The sequence below is a fragment of the Streptomyces flaveus genome (assembly GCF_014647675.1).
Taxonomy (GTDB): domain Bacteria; phylum Actinomycetota; class Actinomycetes; order Streptomycetales; family Streptomycetaceae; genus Streptomyces; species Streptomyces flaveus.
In genome coordinates this window covers 84,559-104,474 of record NZ_BMPQ01000008.1, presented here as the reverse complement: position 1 = coordinate 104,474, position 19,916 = coordinate 84,559, and the positions used below count along the sequence as shown (strand labels likewise).

The 19,916-nt window shown below is 69.5% G+C and carries 21 protein-coding genes and 1 pseudogene; 11 read left to right on the top strand and 11 right to left on the bottom strand.

Annotated elements, in window-relative coordinates:
• The first annotated feature begins 16 nt into the window (after positions 1 to 16).
• From IEZ21_RS18445 to IEZ21_RS18435, 3 genes are read left to right on the top strand one after another with little or no spacing between them, the layout of a single operon-like run.
• On the top strand, positions 17 to 1,582 hold the full coding sequence (locus IEZ21_RS18445) for a 4-coumarate--CoA ligase family protein (protein WP_189323008.1): 1,566 nt from the start codon (positions 17 to 19) through the stop codon (positions 1,580 to 1,582).
• Positions 1,579 to 2,325 (top strand): enoyl-CoA hydratase family protein, encoded by a 747-nt coding sequence (locus IEZ21_RS18440; RefSeq protein WP_189323007.1) that lies wholly within the window; start codon positions 1,579 to 1,581, stop codon positions 2,323 to 2,325. The genes IEZ21_RS18445 and IEZ21_RS18440 overlap by 4 nt, the downstream gene beginning before the upstream one ends.
• Positions 2,313 to 2,930, top strand: a complete 618-nt coding sequence (locus IEZ21_RS18435; RefSeq protein WP_189323006.1) for a TetR/AcrR family transcriptional regulator — start codon at positions 2,313 to 2,315, stop codon at positions 2,928 to 2,930. Before IEZ21_RS18440 ends, IEZ21_RS18435 begins: the two co-directional genes overlap by 13 nt.
• 49 nt (positions 2,931 to 2,979) lie before the next feature.
• On the opposite strand, the gene pdxH is transcribed toward IEZ21_RS18435, so the two are convergent.
• Complete coding sequence (gene pdxH / locus IEZ21_RS18430; RefSeq protein ID WP_246567868.1) at positions 2,980 to 3,654, bottom strand: pyridoxamine 5'-phosphate oxidase; 675 nt, start codon at positions 3,652 to 3,654, stop codon at positions 2,980 to 2,982.
• A gap of 316 nt (positions 3,655 to 3,970) precedes the next feature.
• Here pdxH and IEZ21_RS18425 point away from each other — a divergent pair, with 316 nt between their 5' ends.
• Positions 3,971 to 5,071 carry a citrate synthase 2 gene (locus IEZ21_RS18425; RefSeq protein WP_033321915.1) on the top strand — a complete coding sequence of 367 codons (1,101 nt, stop codon included), beginning with the start codon at positions 3,971 to 3,973 and terminating at the stop codon, positions 5,069 to 5,071.
• A 275-nt stretch (positions 5,072 to 5,346) separates the two neighbouring features.
• Here the strand turns inward: IEZ21_RS18425 and iscB are convergent, their stop codons facing one another.
• From iscB to IEZ21_RS18410, 3 genes are all read right to left on the bottom strand, one after another.
• Entirely contained in the window at positions 5,347 to 7,005 is a 1,659-nt protein-coding gene (iscB, locus tag IEZ21_RS18420; protein WP_189323005.1) for an RNA-guided endonuclease IscB, read from the bottom strand.
• A 248-nt stretch (positions 7,006 to 7,253) separates the two neighbouring features.
• A complete protein-coding gene (locus IEZ21_RS18415) occupies positions 7,254 to 8,138 on the bottom strand; it encodes an IS982 family transposase (protein ID WP_189323004.1) in 885 nt (294 codons plus the stop codon).
• Between the two features lie 52 nt (positions 8,139 to 8,190).
• On the bottom strand, positions 8,191 to 8,673 hold the full coding sequence (locus IEZ21_RS18410; RefSeq protein WP_189323003.1) for a MarR family winged helix-turn-helix transcriptional regulator: 483 nt from the start codon (positions 8,671 to 8,673) through the stop codon (positions 8,191 to 8,193).
• A gap of 51 nt (positions 8,674 to 8,724) precedes the next feature.
• Here IEZ21_RS18410 and IEZ21_RS18405 point away from each other — a divergent pair, with 51 nt between their 5' ends.
• From IEZ21_RS18405 to IEZ21_RS18395, 3 genes are all read left to right on the top strand, one after another.
• On the top strand, positions 8,725 to 9,192 hold the full coding sequence (locus IEZ21_RS18405; RefSeq protein ID WP_246567866.1) for a nuclear transport factor 2 family protein: 468 nt from the start codon (positions 8,725 to 8,727) through the stop codon (positions 9,190 to 9,192).
• A gap of 673 nt (positions 9,193 to 9,865) precedes the next feature.
• Positions 9,866 to 10,345, top strand: coding sequence for a MarR family winged helix-turn-helix transcriptional regulator (locus IEZ21_RS18400; RefSeq protein ID WP_189323001.1), 480 nt, complete (start codon positions 9,866 to 9,868; stop codon positions 10,343 to 10,345).
• 11 nt (positions 10,346 to 10,356) lie between these two features.
• On the top strand, positions 10,357 to 10,800 hold the full coding sequence (locus tag IEZ21_RS18395) for a winged helix DNA-binding protein (protein ID WP_189323000.1): 444 nt from the start codon (positions 10,357 to 10,359) through the stop codon (positions 10,798 to 10,800).
• A 160-nt stretch (positions 10,801 to 10,960) separates the two neighbouring features.
• Here the strand turns inward: IEZ21_RS18395 and IEZ21_RS18390 are convergent, their stop codons facing one another.
• From IEZ21_RS18390 to IEZ21_RS18380, 3 genes are read right to left on the bottom strand one after another with little or no spacing between them, the layout of a single operon-like run.
• Complete coding sequence (locus tag IEZ21_RS18390; protein ID WP_189322999.1) at positions 10,961 to 11,965, bottom strand: ABC-2 membrane transporter-related protein; 1,005 nt, start codon at positions 11,963 to 11,965, stop codon at positions 10,961 to 10,963.
• Positions 11,962 to 12,858, bottom strand: a complete 897-nt coding sequence (locus IEZ21_RS18385) for an ABC transporter ATP-binding protein (RefSeq protein WP_189322998.1) — start codon at positions 12,856 to 12,858, stop codon at positions 11,962 to 11,964. Before IEZ21_RS18385 ends, IEZ21_RS18390 begins: the two co-directional genes overlap by 4 nt.
• Positions 12,855 to 13,247 (bottom strand): GntR family transcriptional regulator, encoded by a 393-nt coding sequence (locus tag IEZ21_RS18380; protein WP_246567864.1) that lies wholly within the window; start codon positions 13,245 to 13,247, stop codon positions 12,855 to 12,857. Before IEZ21_RS18380 ends, IEZ21_RS18385 begins: the two co-directional genes overlap by 4 nt.
• Positions 13,248 to 13,518: 271 nt before the next feature.
• Here IEZ21_RS18380 and IEZ21_RS18375 point away from each other — a divergent pair, with 271 nt between their 5' ends.
• Both IEZ21_RS18375 and IEZ21_RS18370 read left to right on the top strand, forming a co-directional pair.
• The gene (locus IEZ21_RS18375; protein WP_189322996.1) at positions 13,519 to 14,349 is read left to right on the top strand and encodes an endonuclease/exonuclease/phosphatase family protein; all 831 of its coding nucleotides are present in this window, start codon (positions 13,519 to 13,521) and stop codon (positions 14,347 to 14,349) included.
• Between the two features lie 102 nt (positions 14,350 to 14,451).
• Positions 14,452 to 14,576 (top strand): annotated as a pseudogene (locus IEZ21_RS18370) (IS5/IS1182 family transposase); the annotation flags it as partial.
• A gap of 65 nt (positions 14,577 to 14,641) precedes the next feature.
• On the opposite strand, the gene IEZ21_RS18365 reads toward IEZ21_RS18370, so the two are convergent.
• The 3 genes from IEZ21_RS18365 to IEZ21_RS18355 form a co-directional block, all read right to left on the bottom strand.
• Entirely contained in the window at positions 14,642 to 15,025 is a 384-nt protein-coding gene (locus tag IEZ21_RS18365) for a hypothetical protein (RefSeq protein ID WP_213089315.1), read from the bottom strand.
• Positions 15,013 to 15,297: a hypothetical protein gene (locus IEZ21_RS18360; RefSeq protein WP_189322995.1), complete on the bottom strand. Its 285-nt coding sequence runs from the start codon at positions 15,295 to 15,297 to the stop codon at positions 15,013 to 15,015. Before IEZ21_RS18360 ends, IEZ21_RS18365 begins: the two co-directional genes overlap by 13 nt.
• An 87-nt stretch (positions 15,298 to 15,384) precedes the next feature.
• On the bottom strand, positions 15,385 to 16,131 hold the full coding sequence (locus IEZ21_RS18355) for a PP2C family protein-serine/threonine phosphatase (protein WP_189322994.1): 747 nt from the start codon (positions 16,129 to 16,131) through the stop codon (positions 15,385 to 15,387).
• A 257-nt stretch (positions 16,132 to 16,388) separates the two neighbouring features.
• On the opposite strand from IEZ21_RS18355, the gene IEZ21_RS18350 reads away from it, so the two are divergent.
• Complete coding sequence (locus tag IEZ21_RS18350; protein ID WP_189322993.1) at positions 16,389 to 17,777, top strand: PAS domain-containing protein; 1,389 nt, start codon at positions 16,389 to 16,391, stop codon at positions 17,775 to 17,777.
• Positions 17,778 to 17,826: 49 nt separating this feature from the next.
• Here IEZ21_RS18350 and IEZ21_RS18345 read toward each other — a convergent pair whose 3' ends face one another.
• Entirely contained in the window at positions 17,827 to 18,582 is a 756-nt protein-coding gene (locus IEZ21_RS18345; protein WP_189322992.1) for an SIS domain-containing protein, read from the bottom strand.
• A 338-nt stretch (positions 18,583 to 18,920) separates the two neighbouring features.
• Between IEZ21_RS18345 and IEZ21_RS18340 the strand changes: the two genes are divergently transcribed.
• A complete protein-coding gene (locus IEZ21_RS18340; RefSeq protein ID WP_033321921.1) occupies positions 18,921 to 19,613 on the top strand; it encodes an iron-dependent transcriptional repressor DtxR in 693 nt (230 codons plus the stop codon).
• The last annotated feature ends 303 nt before the right edge of the window (positions 19,614 to 19,916 follow it).

The window sequence follows — 19,916 nt, the reverse complement described above, 5'->3', positions numbered from 1 at the left end:
CGCCCCAGGAGGAACCATGTTCCGCAGCGAGTACGCAGACGTCCCCGCCGTAGAAGAACCCATCCACGAGGCAGTACTGGGCTGCGCCGCCGAACGGGGCGACACACCGGCCCTCATCGACGGCGTGGAGGGTACGACCCTCACGTACGCCCAACTCGACACGTTCCACCGGCGGATCGCCGCCGCGCTCGCCGAGGCGGGCGTCCGCAAGGGGGACGTACTGGCCCTGCACAGCCCGAACACCATCGCCTACCCCGCCGCGTTCTACGCCGCCACGCGCGCCGGGGCGTCGGTCACCACCGTGCATCCGCTCGCCACGGCCGAGGAGTTCGGCAAGCAGCTGCGGGACAGCGCCGCCCGCTGGATCGTCACCGTGTCACCCCTCCTCCAGACGGCGCGCACGGCGGCCGAAATCGCGGGCGGCATACGGGAGATCTTCGTCTGCGACCAGGCCGAAGGGCACCGCTCGCTGCTCGACATGCTCGGCTCCACAGCCCCCGAACCAGACGTGGACATCGACCCCGCAGAGGACGTCGCGGCCCTCCCGTACTCCTCCGGGACGACCGGCGTCCCCAAGGGCGTGATGCTCACCCACCGGTCCATCGCCACCAACCTGTCGCAGCTCGAGCCGCTCCTGCCGATGGGCCCCGGCGACCGCATTCTGGCCGTCCTTCCGTTCTTCCACATCTACGGGCTCACCGCTCTCATGAACGCGCCCCTGAGACAGGGCTCCACGGTCGTCGTACTGCCCCGCTTCGACCTCGACACCTTCCTCGGGACCATCGAGAAGCACCGCATCACCAGCCTGTACGTGGCTCCGCCGATAGTCCTCGCCCTCGCCAAGCACCCGGCCGTCGACGGCTATGACCTGTCGTCCCTGAAGTACATCGTCAGCGCCGCCGCCCCCCTGGACGCCGAGCTGGCGACCGCCTGTTCGCGCAGACTGGGGCTGCCGCCCGTCGGCCAGGCGTACGGCATGACAGAACTCTCGCCCGGCACCCACGCCATACCCCTGGACGCCGAGAACCCGCCCCCTGGAAGCGTCGGAAAACTCATCCCCAACACGGAGATGCGCATCCTCTCCCTGGATGACCCCGCGAAGGACGCCGGCGTCGGCGAGCGCGGCGAGATCGCCATCCGCGGACCGCAGATCATGAAGGGTTACCTGGGACGCCCCGAGACCACCGCCGCGATGATCGACGAGGACGGCTGGCTGCACACCGGAGACGTCGGTTACGTAGACGCCGAGGGCTGGCTGTTCGTCGTCGACCGCGTCAAGGAGCTGATCAAGTACAAGGGCTTCCAGGTGGCCCCCGCCGAACTCGAAGCCCTCCTGCTGACACACCCCGGCATCGCCGACGCCGCCGTCATCGGGGTCTACGACTCCGACAACAACGAAGTCCCGCACGCCTACGTGGTGCGCCAGCCGACGGCAGGCGACCTCACCGAAGGTGAGGTCATGCAGTACGTCGCCGAACGCGTCGCCCCGTACAAGAAGATCCGGCACGTCGACTTCATCGGCGGGGTGCCCAGGGCGGCCTCCGGGAAGATCCTGCGGCGTGAACTGAGGGAGCGCCTATGACGGACATCGAGCCCTTCGTACGTGCCATATACCACCGCGGCATCACCACCCTCACCCTCGACTCGCCGGACAACCGCAACGCCCTGTCGGTCAGGCTGGTGCGCGAACTGACGGACGCACTGACCCGGTGCGGCAAGGACGGCGACGTACGCGCCGTCGTCCTCACCCACACCGGGAACACGTTCTGCGCGGGCGCAGACCTGCGTCATCCTCCCCACCCGAGAGAACTGGTCAAGCTGCTCCGGCAGATCCTCACACTGCGCAAGCCCGTCGTCGCCCGGGTGACCGGCCACGTACGGGCGGGCGGCCTTGGCCTGCTCGGCGCCTGCGACATCGCGGTCGCCTCCGCCGAGGCCACCTTCGCCTTCACAGAGGTACGCATCGGGGTCGCGCCCGCCGTCATCTCGTTGCCACTCCTGCCCCGCACCGACCCGCGCGCCCTGGCCCGCTACTACCTCACCGGCGAGGAGTTCGGGCCGTCCGAAGCGGCACGCATCGGCCTGCTCACGGCGGCCGGCAGCGACGTCGACGAGGTACTCGAACCCGTCCTCGACGGGCTGCGCCGTGCCTCCCCCCAGGGACTGAAGGAGACGAAACAGCTACTCACGGCTAAGGTGCTGGAGACCTTCTACGAGGACGCAGGCCGGATGAGCAGGCTCTCGGCCCGACTGTTCGAATCCGACGAGGCCGACGAGGGGATGACGGCCTTCCGAGAAAGACGGGATCCCCAATGGGTGCTGTGAAGGCCGGGCTCGTGGACCCCAAACAGGACCGCGCCCCCAAGCAGGACCGCAGCCGCGCCACCCGCAAGCGCCTCCTGGAGGCCGCCGTCGCCTGCCTCGCCGAACACGGCTGGGCGGGCTCCACGGTCTCCGCCGTCGCCGAACGCGCCGGCGTCTCACGCGGCGCCGCCCAGCACCACTTCCCGACCCGCGAGGACCTCTTCACAGCAGCGGTCGAGTACGTCGCCGAACAGCGCTCCACCGCCCTGCGCGCCCTCTTCCCCGACGGTCCCACGGACCGCCGCGCCGTCGTCCGCGCCCTCGTCGACCTCTACACCGGCCCACTCTTCCGGGCCGCCCTCCACCTCTGGGTCGCCGCCTCCAACGAGGACCAGCTCCGCCCCCGCGTCACCGAGCTGGAGGCCCGCGTCGGCCGCGAAACCCACCACATCGCCGTGGACCTCCTCGGCGCCGACGAATCCCGCCCCGGCGTCCGCGAAACCGTCCAGGGCTTCCTCGACATGGGCCGCGGCCTCGGCCTCGCGAACCTGCTCACGGACGACGGGGCGAGGCGGGAGCGGATCGTCGCGCAGTGGGCGAAGCTCCTGGACGACGTACTGGACTGACCGACCGCGGACGAGACGGTATCGACCGGTCACGGACCGAGTCGCCTGCTCAGGGACTGAGCCGCTCCACCCGCCACCCGCCCCCGGGCGCCGCGACGTACCGCAGCCGGTCGTGCAGCCGGTTCTCCCGCCCCTGCCAGAACTCGACCGCCTGAGGCTCCACACGGAAACCACCCCAGTTCGGCGGCACCGGAACCTGCTCACCCTCCGGGTAACGGGCGGCCAACGCGGCGTACGCCGCGTCCAGTTCGGCCCGCGAGGCGACCACAGCGGACTGCGCGCTGGCCCAGGCGCCGAGCTGGGAGCCATGCGGACGGGTCCGGAAATAAGCCGCCGTCTCGTCACGCCCCGTACGCCGCGCGACACCACTGACGACGACCTGGCGGGCCAGCGCATGCCACGGGAACAGCAGCGAGACATACGCGTTCTCCGCCAGATCGCGCGCCTTACGGGACTCGTAGTTCGTGTAGAAGACGAAGCCCCGCTCGTCGTACTGCTTCAGCAGCACCGTCCGCGAACTCGGCCGGCCCTCCGCGTCCGCCGTGGACACGACCATGGCGTTCGGCTCGTACACCGCGCCCTGCAACGCGGCCTGCGCCGCCTGCCTGAACCAGCGCGCGAACTGCTCCACCGGGCCGTCGGCCAGCTCGGTCTCGTCGAGTCCCTCGGCCCGGTACTGCTTGCGCATCAGGGCCGGATCGAGGACAGGGTCATGGTCGGTCACGCGGTCATCTTGCCGTATCCCGATCGCCGCATACCGAGGGTTACCCGGTGGGCGTGTGCTTCGTCACACGTGGCACTGAGTGCCGCGAACTCTCCCCAAAGATGGCACCAAGGGATATCGTCCTGTGGCCGAAACGGGTGACCGCCCGCCGTAGCGGGCATCACCGGGGTACGCACGTACGTACGGACCGCGAGTCCAGCCGCGACCGCGGAACCGCACGTCGGCAACCCGACCATCACCGACGTACGCACACCCAGCAACTCCAAACGCAACCCCCACAACACCACCCGTCGCACACATCATGAGGAGCCGCCTGATGTCCGACTTCGTACCCGGACTCGAGGGAGTCATCGCTTTCGAGACGGAGATCGCCGAACCGGACAAGGAGGGCGGCGCCCTGCGATACCGGGGCGTCGACATCGAGGATCTGGTCGGCCACGTCTCGTTCGGAAACGTCTGGGGCCTGCTCGTCGACGGCGCCTTCAACCCCGGCCTGCCGCCCGCCGAGCCCTTCCCGATCCCCGTACACTCCGGCGACATCCGCGTGGACGTCCAGTCGGCCCTCGCCATGCTGGCGCCGGTCTGGGGCCTGAAACCCCTGCTGGACATCGACGAGCAGCAGGCCCGCGAAGACCTCGCCCGCGCCGCCGTCATGGCCCTCTCCTACGTCGCCCAGTCCGCCCGCGGCCCCGGCATGCCCATGGTCCCGCAGCGCGAGATCGACAAGGCCCAGTCCGTCGTAGAACGCTTCATGATCCGCTGGCGCGGCGAACCCGACCCCAAGCACGTCGCGGCAGTCGACGCGTACTGGACGTCGGCCGCCGAACACGGCATGAACGCGTCCACCTTCACGGCGCGCGTGATCGCGTCGACCGGCGCAGACGTGGCGGCAGCACTTTCTGGTGCGGTCGGCGCGATGTCCGGCCCCCTCCACGGCGGCGCCCCCTCCCGCGTACTCGGCATGATCGAGGAGATCGAACGCACCGGGAACGCCGACGCCTACGTACGCCAGGCCCTCGACAAGGGCGAACGCCTCATGGGCTTCGGCCACCGCGTCTACCGCGCCGAAGACCCCCGGGCCCGAGTCCTCCGCCGCACCGCCCGCGAACTCGGCGCCCCCCGCTTCGAAATCGCCGAAGCCCTGGAAAAGGCAGCCCTCGCCGAACTCCACGCCCGCCGCCCCGACCGCGTCCTGGCGACCAACGTCGAGTTCTGGGCCGCCATCGTCCTCGACTTCGCCGAAGTCCCGGCCCACATGTTCACATCCATGTTCACCTGCGCCCGCACGGCAGGCTGGTCCGCCCACATCCTGGAACAGAAGCGCACGGGCCGCCTCGTACGGCCGTCCGCGCGCTATGTGGGTCCCGGCACGCGCGACCCGCGCGAGATCGAGGGCTACGGGGACATCGCGCACTAAGCCCGTTGGCGGGCAGCACACAGAACGCAGACGACCCGCGAGCTCTGGTCCCCTCCGAGGAGGGAGCCGGCCGGACTTACCGGCGAGCTCGCGGGTCGGGTGACTGCTTGAGATTGGGCCGGCTGCGCGTCTCTAACCCGCGCTGGTCCGGCACCGCACTGGGTGTGGTGACGGGCCGCTAGCCCGCAGCCACCTCTCCTGTCCGGTTTTCATACATCTGCCGAACCACCTCCTTTCCGAAGTAACAGCCACCCTAGGAATGCAGTCCGCGCGCTTCAACTGGTTTTTCGAGATGTTGACCGTACGAGCTCTCGCCTGGTGGCGTAGGCGTATCCGTCGCCCCGCTGCACGAGCCGGAGGTTCCGGTAGGAGACGTTGAAGCGGCCCACTGGTGTCATGAGGCTGTGCTGCCCCCTGGCGCGCACGGAGATACGTCCCGTCCACGTGCCTGCCCACTTGCCGCTGGGCACGGTGGCACGTACGAGATCTCCTGTGACGTATCCGTAGTGTTGCTTCGCCCGTGCCCGCCGAAGGCGAGGGAACCCGAAGCGGTCCGGAGTGGTGCGGGCGTACGAGCCGCGTCCGGTGGCCTTGACCACGAGGACCTGTTCCGGAAACCGGACGATCGCGTCGCCGTCCTCGTGATCCAGGCGTCCGACTGAGAAGGCGTCCAAGGTGTGGGTCTTGTCGAGCCCCATGGCTGTGCGGTTCCACTTGGTGCGGCCGCCTGACCACGCGTGGACCGGTCTTCCGAGGGTTTCCAATGCCTCTGTGAGTCGCCAGCGGGTCGTGTTCATGGCGGCGGCGTCATGGAGCGGAGTCTTGACCTGTTGAAGGATCTTCGCCAGGCGGTCGGGTCGCTGGGCGAGGAAGACGTCGACCGGCGTGCTGCCTTTGGCCTGGTTGCAGGGGACGCAGGCGAGGACGAGGTTGGAGATGCGGTCGGAGCCTCCGCGGCTCCGGGGCCGGAGATGATCGATGTTCAGGGGTACGCCGGTGGCGTCGCAGTAAGCGCAGGCGCGGTTCCACTTGGCGTGGAGGTAGGCGCGGGCCTCGGTTCCGGCGAGCGTGCCCTGTTGGTACTCGACTCCCGTAAGAGATCTGCCTGCGCTCATGGAGTGGGTGTCGAAGGCGACGCGTTCTACGTGGATCTCGGTGATGGGCGCGTATCGACACATGCGCCTTGCCAGGGAGACGGTGGTGTCGACGCGGTGGCGTAGTGAGGGAGGCAGCCAGCCTTCAGGTCGGGTGCGGTTGTCTGAACGGGGTGCTCTGTAACGGCAGTTGGCCGATCGGCGCCGACGGCGGTAACCGGCTCGCTGCTGCATGCACATGCGGATCTGGTCGCCGCGATGCTGGAGTTCGACGGATACCAGACCGCGCCTGACGGTGACAGTGGCACCGTCTTCGCCGGTCTCCTTCTTCTCGTCGGTGAGGGCGAGACCGGTGCCCTTCGAGCCAGGGTCGATGCGTAACTGCACGCCGTCTACCTCTGATTCGGCGAGGGTGCGGTCCTTCAGCCGAATGGTGAAGGGGACCTGCCGGGCGACCACGGCCCGCCCTTTGGCGAGGAGTTCGCGGGCGCGTGCCGGATGGCAGGGCATGAGGGGCTGCCCGTCCTTGGAGAGGACGAAGACCCTGCTTGCGCCGATCCCGCCCGCGTACTCCTGGGTGTGCGTGGGAGCGTCACCGCTCCCGTCCTCTGCCGTCTCCGCCGCCGAAGCGCCGGTTTCGGCGTGACGCCGACGGGGTCTGGTGCCGCGCCCGTCGGTCTCCCCTCGCCCATGTTCCCTGCCGGTGCCCCGCGCGGTGGCGGGATGTCCGTGAGCCGTTTCGTCCCTGCTCCCAAGGGTGTCTGCTCCCACGGATTCCAGAGCCTGGCGCTGAGGAAGCACGCCGGGGTGGGTCTGCTCGCCTGCAGGAAACGTAGTCATCGAGGGCACCTCCCTGATCTTGCGGATCGTGATGACTTGGGCTGGTCACTCGGCCTGTCCGTCACACGGCACAGGCTGCGGCTTGAGGCCGAGGAGCGAGTGACCTCCCTTCTCGATTGCGTCCATCACGCTAGCGATCAAGCGGCCACAGGGAGCCGAACTGTCTCGAAAGCGCCCATCCGTGCGAATCAACTCCATTCCCCGAACACGCAGCCGATCTTGCTGCTAGATGAATGAGTCCAATGTCTTCAGTGGTCGTACGCGATCAGCGAGCGTTTGGCTGCGGCCCCGGTGTTCCAGTTGTGCCAGATCGCGGTGGCCAGGGCCAGCAGGCGTTGGGCGGTGCGGGCGAACACACCGGTTGGGGTTCTGCCGCCGTGCTGTTCCAGGCTGAGTTGGCCTTTGAGAGTGTCGATGACGGCCTCGATCCACTGGCGGACACGAGCGATCTTGCCGAAGCGGACCGGTTCGTCCTTGCGGTCCGGCCGTACCAGGTGGGCGCCGAGCCGGTCGGTGACGAAGGCTTCGAACTCCCGGCCGGCGAAGCCCTTGTCGGCCAGGATCACCTGCCCGACCCGGGGCAGGTGGTGGTCGCGTTCCAGCAGTGCGGCCATCACCTCCCGTTCTCCGATCTTGGGGTTGGCCAGGCACCAGGTGACGGGCATGCCTTCGGCGGTGGTGACCAGGTAGAGCCGGAACCCCCAGAAGAAGCGGGAGTGGCTGCGGCAGTAGCCGTATCCGGCGTGCCCGGTCAGCTCGGAGCGTTTGACGGTCTCGCGGGAGGCAGCGCAGGGCAGTGGGGTGGAATCGATCAGCCGGAGGCTGTCGCGCCAGGTCGGCACCTGCCGGGCGAGCATCTCGATCACGTGGCTGATCAGTGGCCCGGCGGCGTTGAGGCGCTTGTTGTAGGCGGACTGCTGGGGCAGGCAGCGAAAGAGGTGGCCGAGCCGGGCGTGGGCGAAGCGGATCCAGTGCCGTGCGGAGGGGAAGCCGAGCAGTACCTGGGCGACCGCCAGGCACAGCAGTTCGGCGTCCGTGAGTTTCGGGGGTCGCCCGATCCGGCGACAAGGCGCCACGTGGTCGTCGATGAACACGTACAGTGCCGCCAGAAGGGCGTCCAGGTTTGTCTTCACAAACTGACCAACGGGCGCCCTTCGCCATGGTCGCGATCGGCACAGACCTCGGCTAGCGGGGCGGCCTGACCTCGCGGCGCTGGATGGCCGCAGCGCCTCCAAGGTCGTCGAGGAGGTCGGCGAGCAGGGTGCGGGCGGCGTTGAGGGCCGTGGTGCCGAAGCGGTGCCGGAGGCGTTTTTCCAGTGCCGCCCGGGCATGGCGGGCGGCGGCGACGGCTTCGTGGCCGCGGGGGGTGAGCGTGACGCGGCGGATGCGGGCGTCGTGGGGGTCCGGGAGGCGTTCGGTGTAGCCGAGGCGCTCGAGTTCGGCGACTGCCTTGGAGGCGCCCTGCTGGGTCATATCGAGCTTCTCGGCGAGGTCGCCGATGGTGGGCCGGGCGTGGAGGAGGTGCTGGAAGACGTAGCCGTGGGACATGCGCAGGTCGGGGAAGCCGTGGGCGGCGAGTTCGTCCTGGACGGCGGAGGTGGCGGCGAAGCCCGCGAAGAGGGCGAGGGTGCCGGTGTCGAGGTCATGTGGGTCGAGTGGCTGCTGCATGGGTCCACTCTGCCATTTGACAACCTTAGTTGTGCAACTATGGTTGTTGGTATGTCGGAGTTCCATGAGCACCCCAACATCCGCACCGCCGTCCGCTACCACCAGGCGGTGTCCCGCTTCGCCGTAGGCGAGGAACTCGCCGCTTTCTTCCACCCGGACGCGGTCCACACGCAGCTTCCCAACGCCCTCTTCCCGGACGGCACCGTCCGCCATCTGCCGGCCCTGATCGCCGCCGCGCAGCAGGGACACAAGCTGCTCGCCGAGCAGCACTTCGAAGTGATCAACACCGTCGCAGCCGGCGCCCAGGTCGCTCTGGAAGTCACGTGGTCCGGCACGCTGGCCGTGTCCCTCGGCGACCTGACCGCAGGGCAGGTGCTGCGCGCCCACATCGCGGCGTTCCTCGAATTCCGCGACGGAAAGATCATCGCTCAGCGCAACTACGACTGCTACGAGCGCCTCCACCCCGCGGCTCCGAGCGAGACCGATCGACAAGCCGAGGACGGGAAGAGCTCGCCCTGAGCACGGGATGTCTCAGCACGGTCGCAGCCAGCGCAAACATCGGACTCACTCATCTAGATCCGCATCAGACGCCGTTCGCTTCATCCCACGGTCATCTGACGCGCTCGCTGAGGATCTTCCGTGCGCATACCCCGCTGTCCAGTGGACGCATCGGTGCTGATCGGACTCGGGTGACGCGGTGAGGCACCGCGAGGTGTGGCTGGATCCCGGCTGACCTCGCCCCGCTTCGGGGCCCGGCTCTCGGACAGCTCGGCAGACGTCCGGTCAGGTCAGTCGGCGGATCCACCAGGTGCAGAACCCGGTCAGGGCCAGGGCGAGGCCGAGGTGGAGCCGGCGTGATAGCGGCTCCCTCGCCCGGTCTCCGGCAGGATCGGATTCCATCACGTGTCCGTGAGGTCAGGTGGCTGCCCGCGCTGCCCGCCGGGCGAAGGCGCAGTCCCGACCAGGACGGTGCGACCTTCGGGACTGGTGGGCTCGCAGGTTGAGGTGTCGCGTATTCCTCTGGGAGGTTGGGTGTGGTGCCGCCGGGGGTGTACCGGCTCCAGTTTCCGCCGGGTTCGACAACAGTCCCGCCAGAGGCGTTCCGCCAATGTGTCGCGGTGCCGAGTCAGGTAGCACGGTCTCCGTCCGAAAATAGTAGCCATGGACATAGTGTCTATGTAATCTATTCGGCATGAGCAAGGGTTCACCGGGCCCCACGCCCGGCTTCCTGGTATGGCGACTCGCCAACAAGTGGCGCGTCGCGGTCGATCGCGCGGTGGCTCCGCTGGGCCTCACCCACGCGCAGTACTCGCTGGTCGCGTCGCTGCACGGCATGCAGCGCGCCGGCGAGCGGCCCAGTCAGCGCCGACTCGCCGACCACACCGGCCTGGAGGCGCTGTACGTGTCGAAACTGGCGCGCGCCCTGGAGTCGGCCGGCCTGATCGAGCGCACCCGCGATCCCCGCGACCCGCGCGCCGTACAGCTCGCGCTCACCGAACAGGGCGAGGCCGTCACGCGGCAGGCCATCGCGGTGGTCCAGGAACTGCTTCAGCAGTTGCTGGAGCCGCTCGGCGGCCTCGACGCCCCGCGGACGCGCGCGTTCACCGACGAGCTGACGACCCTGCTCGACGCACCTCTCGCTCCATCCGTACCGAACGACGAGAGCAATTAGGGGACAACACCATGACCACTACCGCACCCGTCGCCAACGCCCGCGACCTCGCCCTGGCCCACTACGCCGCCCGCGGCGTCCTGGAGCACGTCCTGGCCCGGCACGGCGCCACGTTCCAGCAGCAGATCGCCCTGCGCGCCGCCATCACCTCCGACGCCCCGCAGACGCCGGATGATCTCCTCACCCAGGTCTGGGACTCCCTCAAGGCCGATCCGGCCGACATCCGCGCCACTCTCGACGAGCTGCTGGCCAAGCAGCTGCTCGTCGCCGACGGCGCGCACCTTCGCCCCACGGATGCGGGGCGCGAGCTGCTCGCCACCGTCGGCGCGGAGGTCGCCCCCATCAGCGCCCGCATCTGGGGCGGGATACCCGCTGAGGACCTGGCCGCCGCAGGCCGCGTCCTCGCCCTGGTCACCGAGCGCGCCAACGCGGAGCTCGCGGCACTGACCGCCTGATGATCAGTGCCTGTGTCTGATCCAGTCATGCCAAGACTGGCGTCCTCGTGTTCGATGGCACGCGACGCTGTGAAACACCGCGAGGGGCAGCTGGATGATCCCGGCTGCCCCTCGCACCTGCTTCAGCGGTCCGGCGTCGCGCTCTGGATCTGCTGCCTGGTCAGGTCAGTCGGCGGATCCACCAGGTGCAGAACCCGGTCAGGGCCAGGGCGAGGCCGAGGTAGAGCCCGGTCTCGGCCCATTGCAGGGTCCAGAAGTTGCCGGCGGGCTGGTAGGTCACCTGCTGCTGGTAGCCCAGGGCGCCGAGGTCGGCGAGGCAGCGGTCGAATTGCTGCAGGGTGGGCGGGCCCGACTCGGTGTGCAGGCAGTCGGCGAAGGACGACGGCACGGGGGCCGGCTGACCGGCGGCGTTCAGCGTCTGTTGGGAGGTGACCCAGGCGCCGGGCACTTCGGGGTGCGTGACGATCTCCTTGGCCCCCTCCTGGATGCTGATGGGGGCGCCGCCGGGCTCGATCGGCACGGTGGTCCGGTCCGTGGCGGCCAGGTGGGGCCGGATCCACATCGGCACCGTGATCTGGACGGCGGCGTAGACGACGAGCGTGGTTGCCATCGCGGGCAGGGTGCGGCGGATGACGAGGCCGAGGGCGACGCCCAGGACGAAGGCGAAGGCGGCATGGGCCATGGGGACGACACCCCGTGCGGCGAAGGCCACGGGGTCGAGCCGCGGGAAGTACGTGTCCGTCGCGCCGCCGCCGTTGACGGCCCGGTCGATGGGGCTGCTCCACCAGCTCACTGCGAGTGCGGCCAGTCCGGCAGCGGTCATGGCGGCCGCCGCGCCAAGGCCCAGCTTGGTCGCCAGCCAGCGGGTGCGGGTGACGCCCTGGTTCCACGCGAGGTAGTGGGTGCCGGTCTCCAGTTCACGGGAGACCAGCGGGGCGCCCCAGAACATCCCGATGACCGCCGGCACGGCAAGCACAACCACCAGTCCGGCGTAGTAGACGCTCTGGTCCGAGTTGGAGAGCCGGTCTACCAGGCTGCTGCCGGCGGCTCGGTAGAGGTCGGCCAACTGCGGGCCGGTGACCGCGAGGGTGGCGGCGAGGGCAGCCACCGCGGCGAACATCACGGCGGCCTGGGTGCGGAACTGGCGCCAGGTCAGCCAGATCATCGAAGGACCTCCAGTGCGGGTCGGGTGTCACGTACCGCATCGGTGGGCCGGGTCATGTAGGCCAGGACGATGTCTTCCAGACCGAGCGGGCTGACGGTCCAGGCGGGATCGTGGACCGCGGTGTCGGTGCGCACCAGGAGGGTGGTCTGCCGGTCGGTGTGGCTGGCGGTGATGACGTGCTGACCGGCCGGGAGCGTGTCCGGGTCCCGGCGTGGTCCGGTGAGCCGGTGGTGGCAGGCGACCAGGTCGTCGATGTCGCCGGCCACCTGCACCCGGGAGTCGACCAGGACGATGACGTAGTCGCAGGCCCGCTCCACGTCGGAGACCAGGTGGGAGGAGAGCACGACGCTCAGCTCGTGCTCGGCGACCGTCTCCATCAGGTCCTGCATGAACTCCCGTCGGGCGAGCGGGTCGAGGGCGGCGACCGGCTCGTCCAGGATGAGCAGTTCCGGGCGCTTGGCGATGCCCAGGGTGAGGGCGAGCTGCGCGCGCTGGCCGCCGGACAGTTTCCCGGCCCGCTGCTTGGGGTCCAGGCCGAGCCGCCGGATCCGCTCGCGGGCCAGGGTGTCGTCCCAGCCGGGGTTGAGACGGGCGCCCAGCCGCAGGTGATCGGCGATGCTCAGGGCGGCGTAGGTCGGGGTGTCCTGGGCGACGAAGCCGACCTTGGCCAGCTGCTCCGGGCCGGTGGCGGGGCGGCCGCCGCACACCTCGATGGTGCCGGTGGTCGGGGTCAGCATGCCGGAGGCCAGGTTCAGCAGGGTGGACTTTCCTGCCCCGTTGGGGCCGACCAGTCCGACGACTCGTCCGGCGGGCACGTCCAGGTCGCAGTTCTGCAGCGCCCAGCGCTGCTTGTATCTCTTGCCCAGTGCCTGGGCGCGTAAGACGGCACTCACGCTACGTCCTCTCCGGCGGCGTTCCGAAAGGTGTTCATGAACAGGGCCTCGATGGATTCCTCGTCGAGGCCGGCCAGGCGGGCCTTGGTCAGCCAGCGCTGCAGGTCCTTGCGGAGCGGTCCGTGCGCGGCGAGCGAGGCGTCGGCCAGCGTCCGGGTCACGAACGTGCCCACCCCTGGCCGGGCGGCCACCAGGCCGTCGTGCTCCAGCTCCCGGTACGCCTTGAGCACCGTGTTCGGGTTGATCGCCAACCGGCCCACGACCTCCTTGACCGTCGGAAGCCGATCACCCTCCTCCAGCAGGCCCAGGCGCAGCGCGTGGCGCACCTGCTGGACCAACTGTTGGTACGGGGAGAGGCCGGACCGGCTGTCCAGGTGGAACTCAATCATCAGTTCCTCCATTTATCTAGTTGCCTAGCACTTTAAGCTCCTAGTTCCATGATCTGTCAAGGCAAGGCCAGCGTGGAGATGATGGCGACGCGGCGCCCGGCCGCGAACAGTTCGCAAGTCGTCCACGGGCGGTCGAAAGGGGAGTGGCTCTCGACGCACGTCGAATCAGCTTGTCCCGGCTGCCGCGTACTTGTGCCGGCCGACGTGTAGAAGGTGATCTGGACGGGGGCTCGGCCGGAGGCACCGGTGATCTCGGGAAGGCAGGGCGCGCATGCGCGTGGTGACGTGGAACCTGTGGTGGCGGTTCGGGCCGTGGGAGCGGCGGCGGAAGGCGATTCTGGCTGTTCTGCGGGACTTGCGGCCGGATGTGGTCGGGCTGCAGGAGGTGTGGGCCTGTGGCGGGGAGAACCTGGCGGAGTGGCTGGCGGACGAGTTGGGGCTGTACTGGACGTGGGCCGCTTCGGAGGCGCCCGAGTGGTGGCAGCGGCGGCTCGGGGACTCGACGGTCGATCTCGGCGATGCCGTGCTCAGCCGGTGGCCCATCGTGGACCGGGCGGTGGTGCGGTTGCCCAAGCCTGACGGGGAGGACGACGGGCGGCTGGCGCTGTATACGCGGCTGGACGCACCGGCTCATCCGGTGCCGTTCTTCACGACCCACCTGACCTCCCTCACTCACGCTTCGGCAGTGCGGTGCGAACAGGTCCGCGTGCTTGCCGGGTTCGTCGCGGATCATCGTGGCGGGACGGCGTTTCCGCCGGTCGTCACCGGCGATTTCAACGCTTGGCCCGACTCGGACGAGATCCGGCTGTTCGGCGGCTACAAAACGGCACCGGCCGTCCCCGGTCAGGTGTTCCTCGACGCCTGGGAGTACGCGGCTCCAGGGGCGCCGGCGGCCACTTGGATCGCGGCCAATCCCTACATCAAGCCCGGCAATCCCGACGTCCGGATCGACTACATCCACGTCGGTCCACCGGGCCCGGACGCCCTCGGCCACGTCCGCTCGGTCCACCGCGCGGGCGACGGCCCCGTCGACGGCGTATGGCCATCGGACCACGCGGCGGTCGTCGCGGACTTGGCGCCGGTCCCGGTGCCGCGCCCCTAAGAGGTCGCGCAGACAGGCGCGGTGATGGCACCTCGGTCGCAAGGCAGGCACAGGTCCTGGCGATCATGGAGTTGCGACGCTCTGTGATCACCGGGGAGACCTGTGCCTGTACTGCCATCACGGCTGACCGAACCACTCTGGGCCAATTCGTGGCCCTGCTGCCCGAGCGGCCGGGGCACCACCCGGACCATCCGCTGGGCTGCCACCGCCCACGCATCAGCGACCGGGCGCCCCCTCGGAGTGCGCGGGATATACGCCGATCCGGCTTGCTGTCGTGGGATAGCGGTTTCCGTCACGGTGCCGAGCATTCCGGGTCGTCGACGATCACCGCGTTCGCCGGAATGATCACGACGTCTTCCTTGTCCTCCGCCTGCTCGAACTTTGTGGTGGCGTAGCCCCGCTTGCCGTTCCCGACACACTTCGTGGCGAGGTTTCCGAAGCCGTCCGGGAAGTTGTAGACCTCCGCCGCGGTGTCCTCGCCCGCGTTTCCCTTCACCGGGGCGTCGCCCTTGCCTCGCTCGTCGTCGTGCTCCTGGGAGCAGCCGGTGAGCAGGACGGCGAGCAGCAGCGCACCGCAGGTGGCGACGCCCGCTTGCGCCGGGCGCCGACGGCGCTGACAAGGCCGCGGGCGGCGCTTCCCCGACCGCGGCCCTGCCGTCATGCTCAGCTTGCGCATGACTTGTCCTCGACGATCTGGACGTTCGACGGAGCGCCGGCGTTCGTCGTGACGTACGCGCGGAAGCCGTGCCCCACGCACTTGGTGGCGAGATTCCCGAAGCCGTCCGGCATGTTGTACACCTCGGCCGGGCTGTCGTCACCCTCACGGCCCTGCACCGGGGCGTCACCCATGCCCCGCTTGTCGTCGTACTCCTGCGAACAGCCCACAAGAAGGCTTCCCGCAGTCAGCGCCAGGGCCGCGGCCCAGACCGATGCTCGTACACGCCTCATCAGGAGTCCCCCGTACCGCCAGATCGGATGGTGTCCTTGAAGACAGCGCGGTGGCCTGGTCCGGTTCCTCTGTTGGGCACGAACCGGCTAATCGTCCGAGACGCGTACGAGCGCGAGTGTGATGTTGTCGGGGCCGCCTGCCTCGATGGCGGCCTTCCACAGCTCGAAGACGGCCCGGGCGTCGTCATACTCCCGCAGCAGGCGGTCGAGGACGTCGTCCGGCAGTGGGTCGGTCAGGCCGTCGGTGCAGATGAGATACGGGTCGCCGGGCGCCAGGGGCGAGGCCGTCAGGTGAGGGGTGACTTCGCGGTACCGCAGGGCGCCGCCGAGCGACTGTGTCGGCAGGGAGGTGGTGCGCTGCCCCGGTTCGAGCGACGGGTTGTCGTCCACGCTCACCTGGCGCAGTCCGTCCTGCGGGGCGGCGAAGACCCGGCTGTCGTCCACGCTGAACGCCAGCAGCGATTCGGGCATCACGACCACACCGGCGACTGTTGTGCCCATGGTGGCGAGATCGTCGCCGTGGACGCCTGCCGCTTCGTATATCTCGCGATTGCAGGTGTGCAGCGCATCACGGACGGCGTCCTCGCTGTTCAGGACGGGTCCTGTCACCGCGAGCCGGTGGGTGACGAGAGCACTGGCCACCTCGCCCCCGGGATGCCCGCCCATGCCGTCGGCGACCGCGACGACCAGGGGTGTACCGAGCGGGAACACCAGCGTCTGCGGATTTTCGGTCACGGTGCAGGGCAACGTCCACGGGCCGATGACAAGGCTGTCCTCGTTCCGGTCGCGGATCGGCCCGGGATGGCTCAACGCGCTCACAGTGACGTGCGGCACCGCATGCCACCGCCTTCATTCGGCGACCTGGGTGATTGCGATGAGGTCCGCGTACTCCTGGAGGAGTCGTGCGTCATGCTCCAGGCGCGCGGTACTCCACTTCTGGCGTGCAACGATTTTCTTCAATCTTGTGGGAACCCGGTGTGTGCTGCGTCACGTTCGAGTTGAATGATTACTAGTGAGTGATTCGCAGTGAGGGAACGGGCGCGCGGGCCTACCGCGCACGACACGCCGACACGGCCTGCAGGGGGTGCCAGGTGAGTGCTTCCCGGCGTAGTGGGACCACGGACGAGCTGGGGCCGCAGGAGCCCGAGCGGGACGGGTCCGATCTGCTTGCCGCTTTGCTGGACGGGATGGACGCGGCGTTGTGTGCGTTCGACGCCGACGGGGTCGTGACCCATTGGAACCGTGAGGCGGAGCGGATTCTCGGGTGGAGCGCGGACGAGGCGGTCGGGCGGCACGGGTTCGCCGGGTGGGCCGTGCGGACCGCGGACGCCGAGGAGGTCGAGAGCCGGCTGATGTCGGTGATGCACGCCCCGGGCCGGCAGGTGAACGAGTTCGCGCTGCTCACCAAGGACGGCGGACGGGTCCTCGTACGAACCCAGTCCGCGGCCGTGCACGGACCGGACGGGAAGCCCGCGGGCGTCTACTGCGCCTTCAGTGAGGTGCACGCGCAGATCGATCTGGAGCGGTCGATCGCGCTGAGCGAGGCGTTGCTCGAGGACGCGTCGTGGGGTGTCGTGCTCGTGGACGCCGATCTGCGGCCCGCTGTCGTCAACGCGCACGCGGCTCGTGCGCTCGGTATAGGGCGTACGGCCGTACTGGGGCGCCCTCTGGGCGAGTTGCTCGCGCAGGGTGTCGAGGAGTTGGAGAGCGCGCTCACGCATGTGCTCGCCGAGGGGGCGCCGCCCGCGCCCGCCGAGATGTGGGTGAGCGTGCGTACGCCGGAGGGCGAGAAGCGGCGGTGCTGGCGGAGCGGCTTCCTGCGGCTGTCCTCGCCGCTCGCGGAAGAGCCCGTTCCGCTGGGTGTCGGCTGGCTCTTCCAGGACGTGACCGAGAGCAAGCAGAGCGAGCAGGAGGCCTCGCAGCTGCGGTTCCGGGCCAACCAGTTGCACCGTGCCGCGCGCGCGGCGGCCGAGTGCGAGGATCCGGCCGAGGCCGCGGTCGTCCACCTGGACTTCTCGCTGGCCGGGTTCGCCGACCACGCGCTGATCGACCGGGTGTCCGGCGGTGCCGTGCCCGACGGGGAGGGGACGGTACGGCTCGTACGGGTCGCCGCCACGCCCTCGGGCGCTCCGGGCCCCAGCCTGCCCGCCGATGGACGCGCCGGACTGCCCGTGCGGTACGCCGAGGGGCATCCCGCCCTCCAGTGCGTGGAGCGGATCGGTCCCGTACGGGCGAGCGCGGGTGCGTCCGATCCCGAGCAGATCCGTGAGTGGGCCCTCGCCCGGCAGTGGCCTGCCGACGCGGTGCACGCCCTGTGCGCGGTGCTGCGCAGCCGCGGCCGGACCCTGGGCGTCGTGACGTTCCTGCGGGGCGCCAGCCGTACGCAGTTCGAGCGGGCCGACGCGATGTACGCGGAGGATGTCGGGGTACGGATCGCCGCGCTGCTGGACCTGGCGGAGGAGCGGCGGGAGCGGGACTGAGCCGCGCCGGCCCCACGGCAGTACTGGGACCGACTCCCCGCCGGTGCCTCTACTGCCGATAGAAGATCCGGTCCGCGTACTCCTCGAAGACGCGGCCGTTCCAGTCGTGGCCACCGTCCACGTTCCCCGAGCGCAGCAGCGGGGGCTCGATGCCACGGTCCGCGAGGGTGCCGGCCGCCGTGGCCATCACCGCCTGGAGCAGGGCCGAGGTGACGACCGTGGAGGCGGGGGCGAAGGGGGCGGAGACGGTGTCGAGGGTGAGTTCCGCGTCGCCGACCGCGATCTTCGAGTCGAGTACGACGTCGCAGTGGTCCTTCAGGTACGTACCCGAGGAGTGCCGGGACTTCGTCTCGGAGCCGTAGGCGACGGACGTGACCCCGATGACCTTGAGGCCGAGTTCGCGGGCGTGCAGGGCCATCTCGACGGGGAGGGCGTTGCGGCCGGAGAGGGAGATGATCACGAGTACGTCGCCCGCGCGCGCGGGGCTCGTGTCGAGGACGGCGGTCGCGAGGCCGTCGACGCGTTCCAGGGCGGAGCCGAGTGTGGCGGGCATGACGTCCACGCCGACGGCACCCGGTACGGCGAGCAGGTTCATCAGGGCGAGGCCGCCCGCCCGGTAGACGACGTCCTGCGCGGCGAGCGAGGAGTGCCCGGCGCCGAAGGCGAACAGCCGCCCCTCGGCGGCGACGGTGTCGGCGATCAGCGTGCCGGCGGCCGTGATGGTCTCGGCCTCCTCGTCCCGCACCCGCTCCAGCAGTCCGATCGCGGCGTCGAAGAACCGCCCGGCCAGCTCGCTCCCGCTCATCGGCGAAGCCCCTTCGAAGTCGCGTCGGTGTCGCGTCGGTGAACCCTTCGGTGAGCCACTGATGGTGAGCCGCTGAACCGGCGCCCCACCACAGCCGTACTCCCGTCGTGCCGCGGATCCGCAGATCCGCGGATCACGTTGCGGTCTGGACCAGTGCGCTGTCAATACGGCCACGGGGCGGGTTCGGCGGCGGTCCCAGTACTGCCGTGGGAGCGGTTCCGTCATGGGTTCCTGCCGCGCGGCACGGTTGTCACCGGGATGCGTCAGAATTGACGTCAGGGCCAGCGCACACGCCGGTGAGCCACTCAGCCTCCGGCAGATCTCATCGAGGGGCACGTATGTCCGGACTGATCGACACCACGGAGATGTATCTCCGCACCATCCTCGAGCTGGAAGAGGAAGGTGTGGTCCCCATGCGCGCCCGTATCGCCGAGCGGCTCGACCAGAGCGGGCCGACCGTCAGCCAGACGGTGGCGCGGATGGAGCGTGACGGCCTGGTGGCGGTCGCCAGTGACCGGCACCTGGAGTTCACGGACGAGGGCCGTCGGCTGGCCACGCGCGTGATGCGCAAGCACCGTCTCGCGGAGTGCCTGCTCGTCGACGTGATCGGTCTGGAGTGGGAGCAGGTGCACGCCGAGGCCTGCCGCTGGGAGCACGTGATGAGTGAGGCGGTCGAGCGTCGCGTCCTGGAGCTGCTGCGCCACCCGACCGAGTCGCCGTACGGGAATCCGATCCCGGGCCTGGAGGAGCTGGGCGAGAAGGACGGCGCGGACCCGTTCCTGGACGAGGGCATGGTCTCGCTCGCCGACCTGGACCCCGGGACCGACGGCAAGACGGTCGTCGTACGCCGCATCGGCGAGCCCATCCAGACGGACGCCCAGCTGATGTACACGCTGCGGCGGGCCGGCGTGCAGCCCGGCTCGGTGGTCAGCGTGACGGAGTCGGCGGGCGGCGTCCTGGTGGGCAGCGGCGGCGAGGCGGCCGAGCTGGAGGCGGACACCGCTTCACATGTTTTCGTAGCGAAGCGCTGACGCCGAGTGATCGGTCGGGTTAGGGTTCCAACCTCCATGCAGGGATCGCTGAAGGGGTGACTCCGGCGTGGGGCGGTTGCCCCGGGCGCCCATCAGGGAAGTGCGGGGCAACGGCCGCTCACCTCAGCCACTGTGGTGAGCGGACGCACCACGTTCATCGAAGCCATCGATGACCCGACTGCCAACTCGCCTTTCTTTGCGGGCAGTTGACCAATCCGAAGCGCAGCGAATTCACGGGTTGCGTGTAAGTCTTTTCTTGGGAGGGGGAGGCATATGCATCGCGGAACGTTCGAGGGCCCCGGC

Coding starts and splice junctions, on each gene's coding strand:
- IEZ21_RS18445 (WP_189323008.1), top strand. CDS start 17: ATGTTCCGCAGCGAGTACGCAGACGTCCCCGCCGTAGAAGAACCCATC.
- IEZ21_RS18440 (WP_189323007.1), top strand. CDS start 1,579: ATGACGGACATCGAGCCCTTCGTACGTGCCATATACCACCGCGGCATC.
- IEZ21_RS18435 (WP_189323006.1), top strand. CDS start 2,313: ATGGGTGCTGTGAAGGCCGGGCTCGTGGACCCCAAACAGGACCGCGCC.
- IEZ21_RS18425 (WP_033321915.1), top strand. CDS start 3,971: ATGTCCGACTTCGTACCCGGACTCGAGGGAGTCATCGCTTTCGAGACG.
- iscB (WP_189323005.1), bottom strand. CDS start 7,005: ATGACTACGTTTCCTGCAGGCGAGCAGACCCACCCCGGCGTGCTTCCT.
- IEZ21_RS18410 (WP_189323003.1), bottom strand. CDS start 8,673: ATGCAGCAGCCACTCGACCCACATGACCTCGACACCGGCACCCTCGCC.
- IEZ21_RS18405 (WP_246567866.1), top strand. CDS start 8,725: ATGTCGGAGTTCCATGAGCACCCCAACATCCGCACCGCCGTCCGCTAC.
- IEZ21_RS18400 (WP_189323001.1), top strand. CDS start 9,866: ATGAGCAAGGGTTCACCGGGCCCCACGCCCGGCTTCCTGGTATGGCGA.
- IEZ21_RS18395 (WP_189323000.1), top strand. CDS start 10,357: ATGACCACTACCGCACCCGTCGCCAACGCCCGCGACCTCGCCCTGGCC.
- IEZ21_RS18390 (WP_189322999.1), bottom strand. CDS start 11,965: ATGATCTGGCTGACCTGGCGCCAGTTCCGCACCCAGGCCGCCGTGATG.
- IEZ21_RS18380 (WP_246567864.1), bottom strand. CDS start 13,247: ATGATTGAGTTCCACCTGGACAGCCGGTCCGGCCTCTCCCCGTACCAA.
- IEZ21_RS18375 (WP_189322996.1), top strand. CDS start 13,519: ATGCGCGTGGTGACGTGGAACCTGTGGTGGCGGTTCGGGCCGTGGGAG.
- IEZ21_RS18365 (WP_213089315.1), bottom strand. CDS start 15,025: ATGCGCAAGCTGAGCATGACGGCAGGGCCGCGGTCGGGGAAGCGCCGC.
- IEZ21_RS18360 (WP_189322995.1), bottom strand. CDS start 15,297: ATGAGGCGTGTACGAGCATCGGTCTGGGCCGCGGCCCTGGCGCTGACT.
- IEZ21_RS18345 (WP_189322992.1), bottom strand. CDS start 18,582: ATGAGCGGGAGCGAGCTGGCCGGGCGGTTCTTCGACGCCGCGATCGGA.
- IEZ21_RS18340 (WP_033321921.1), top strand. CDS start 18,921: ATGTCCGGACTGATCGACACCACGGAGATGTATCTCCGCACCATCCTC.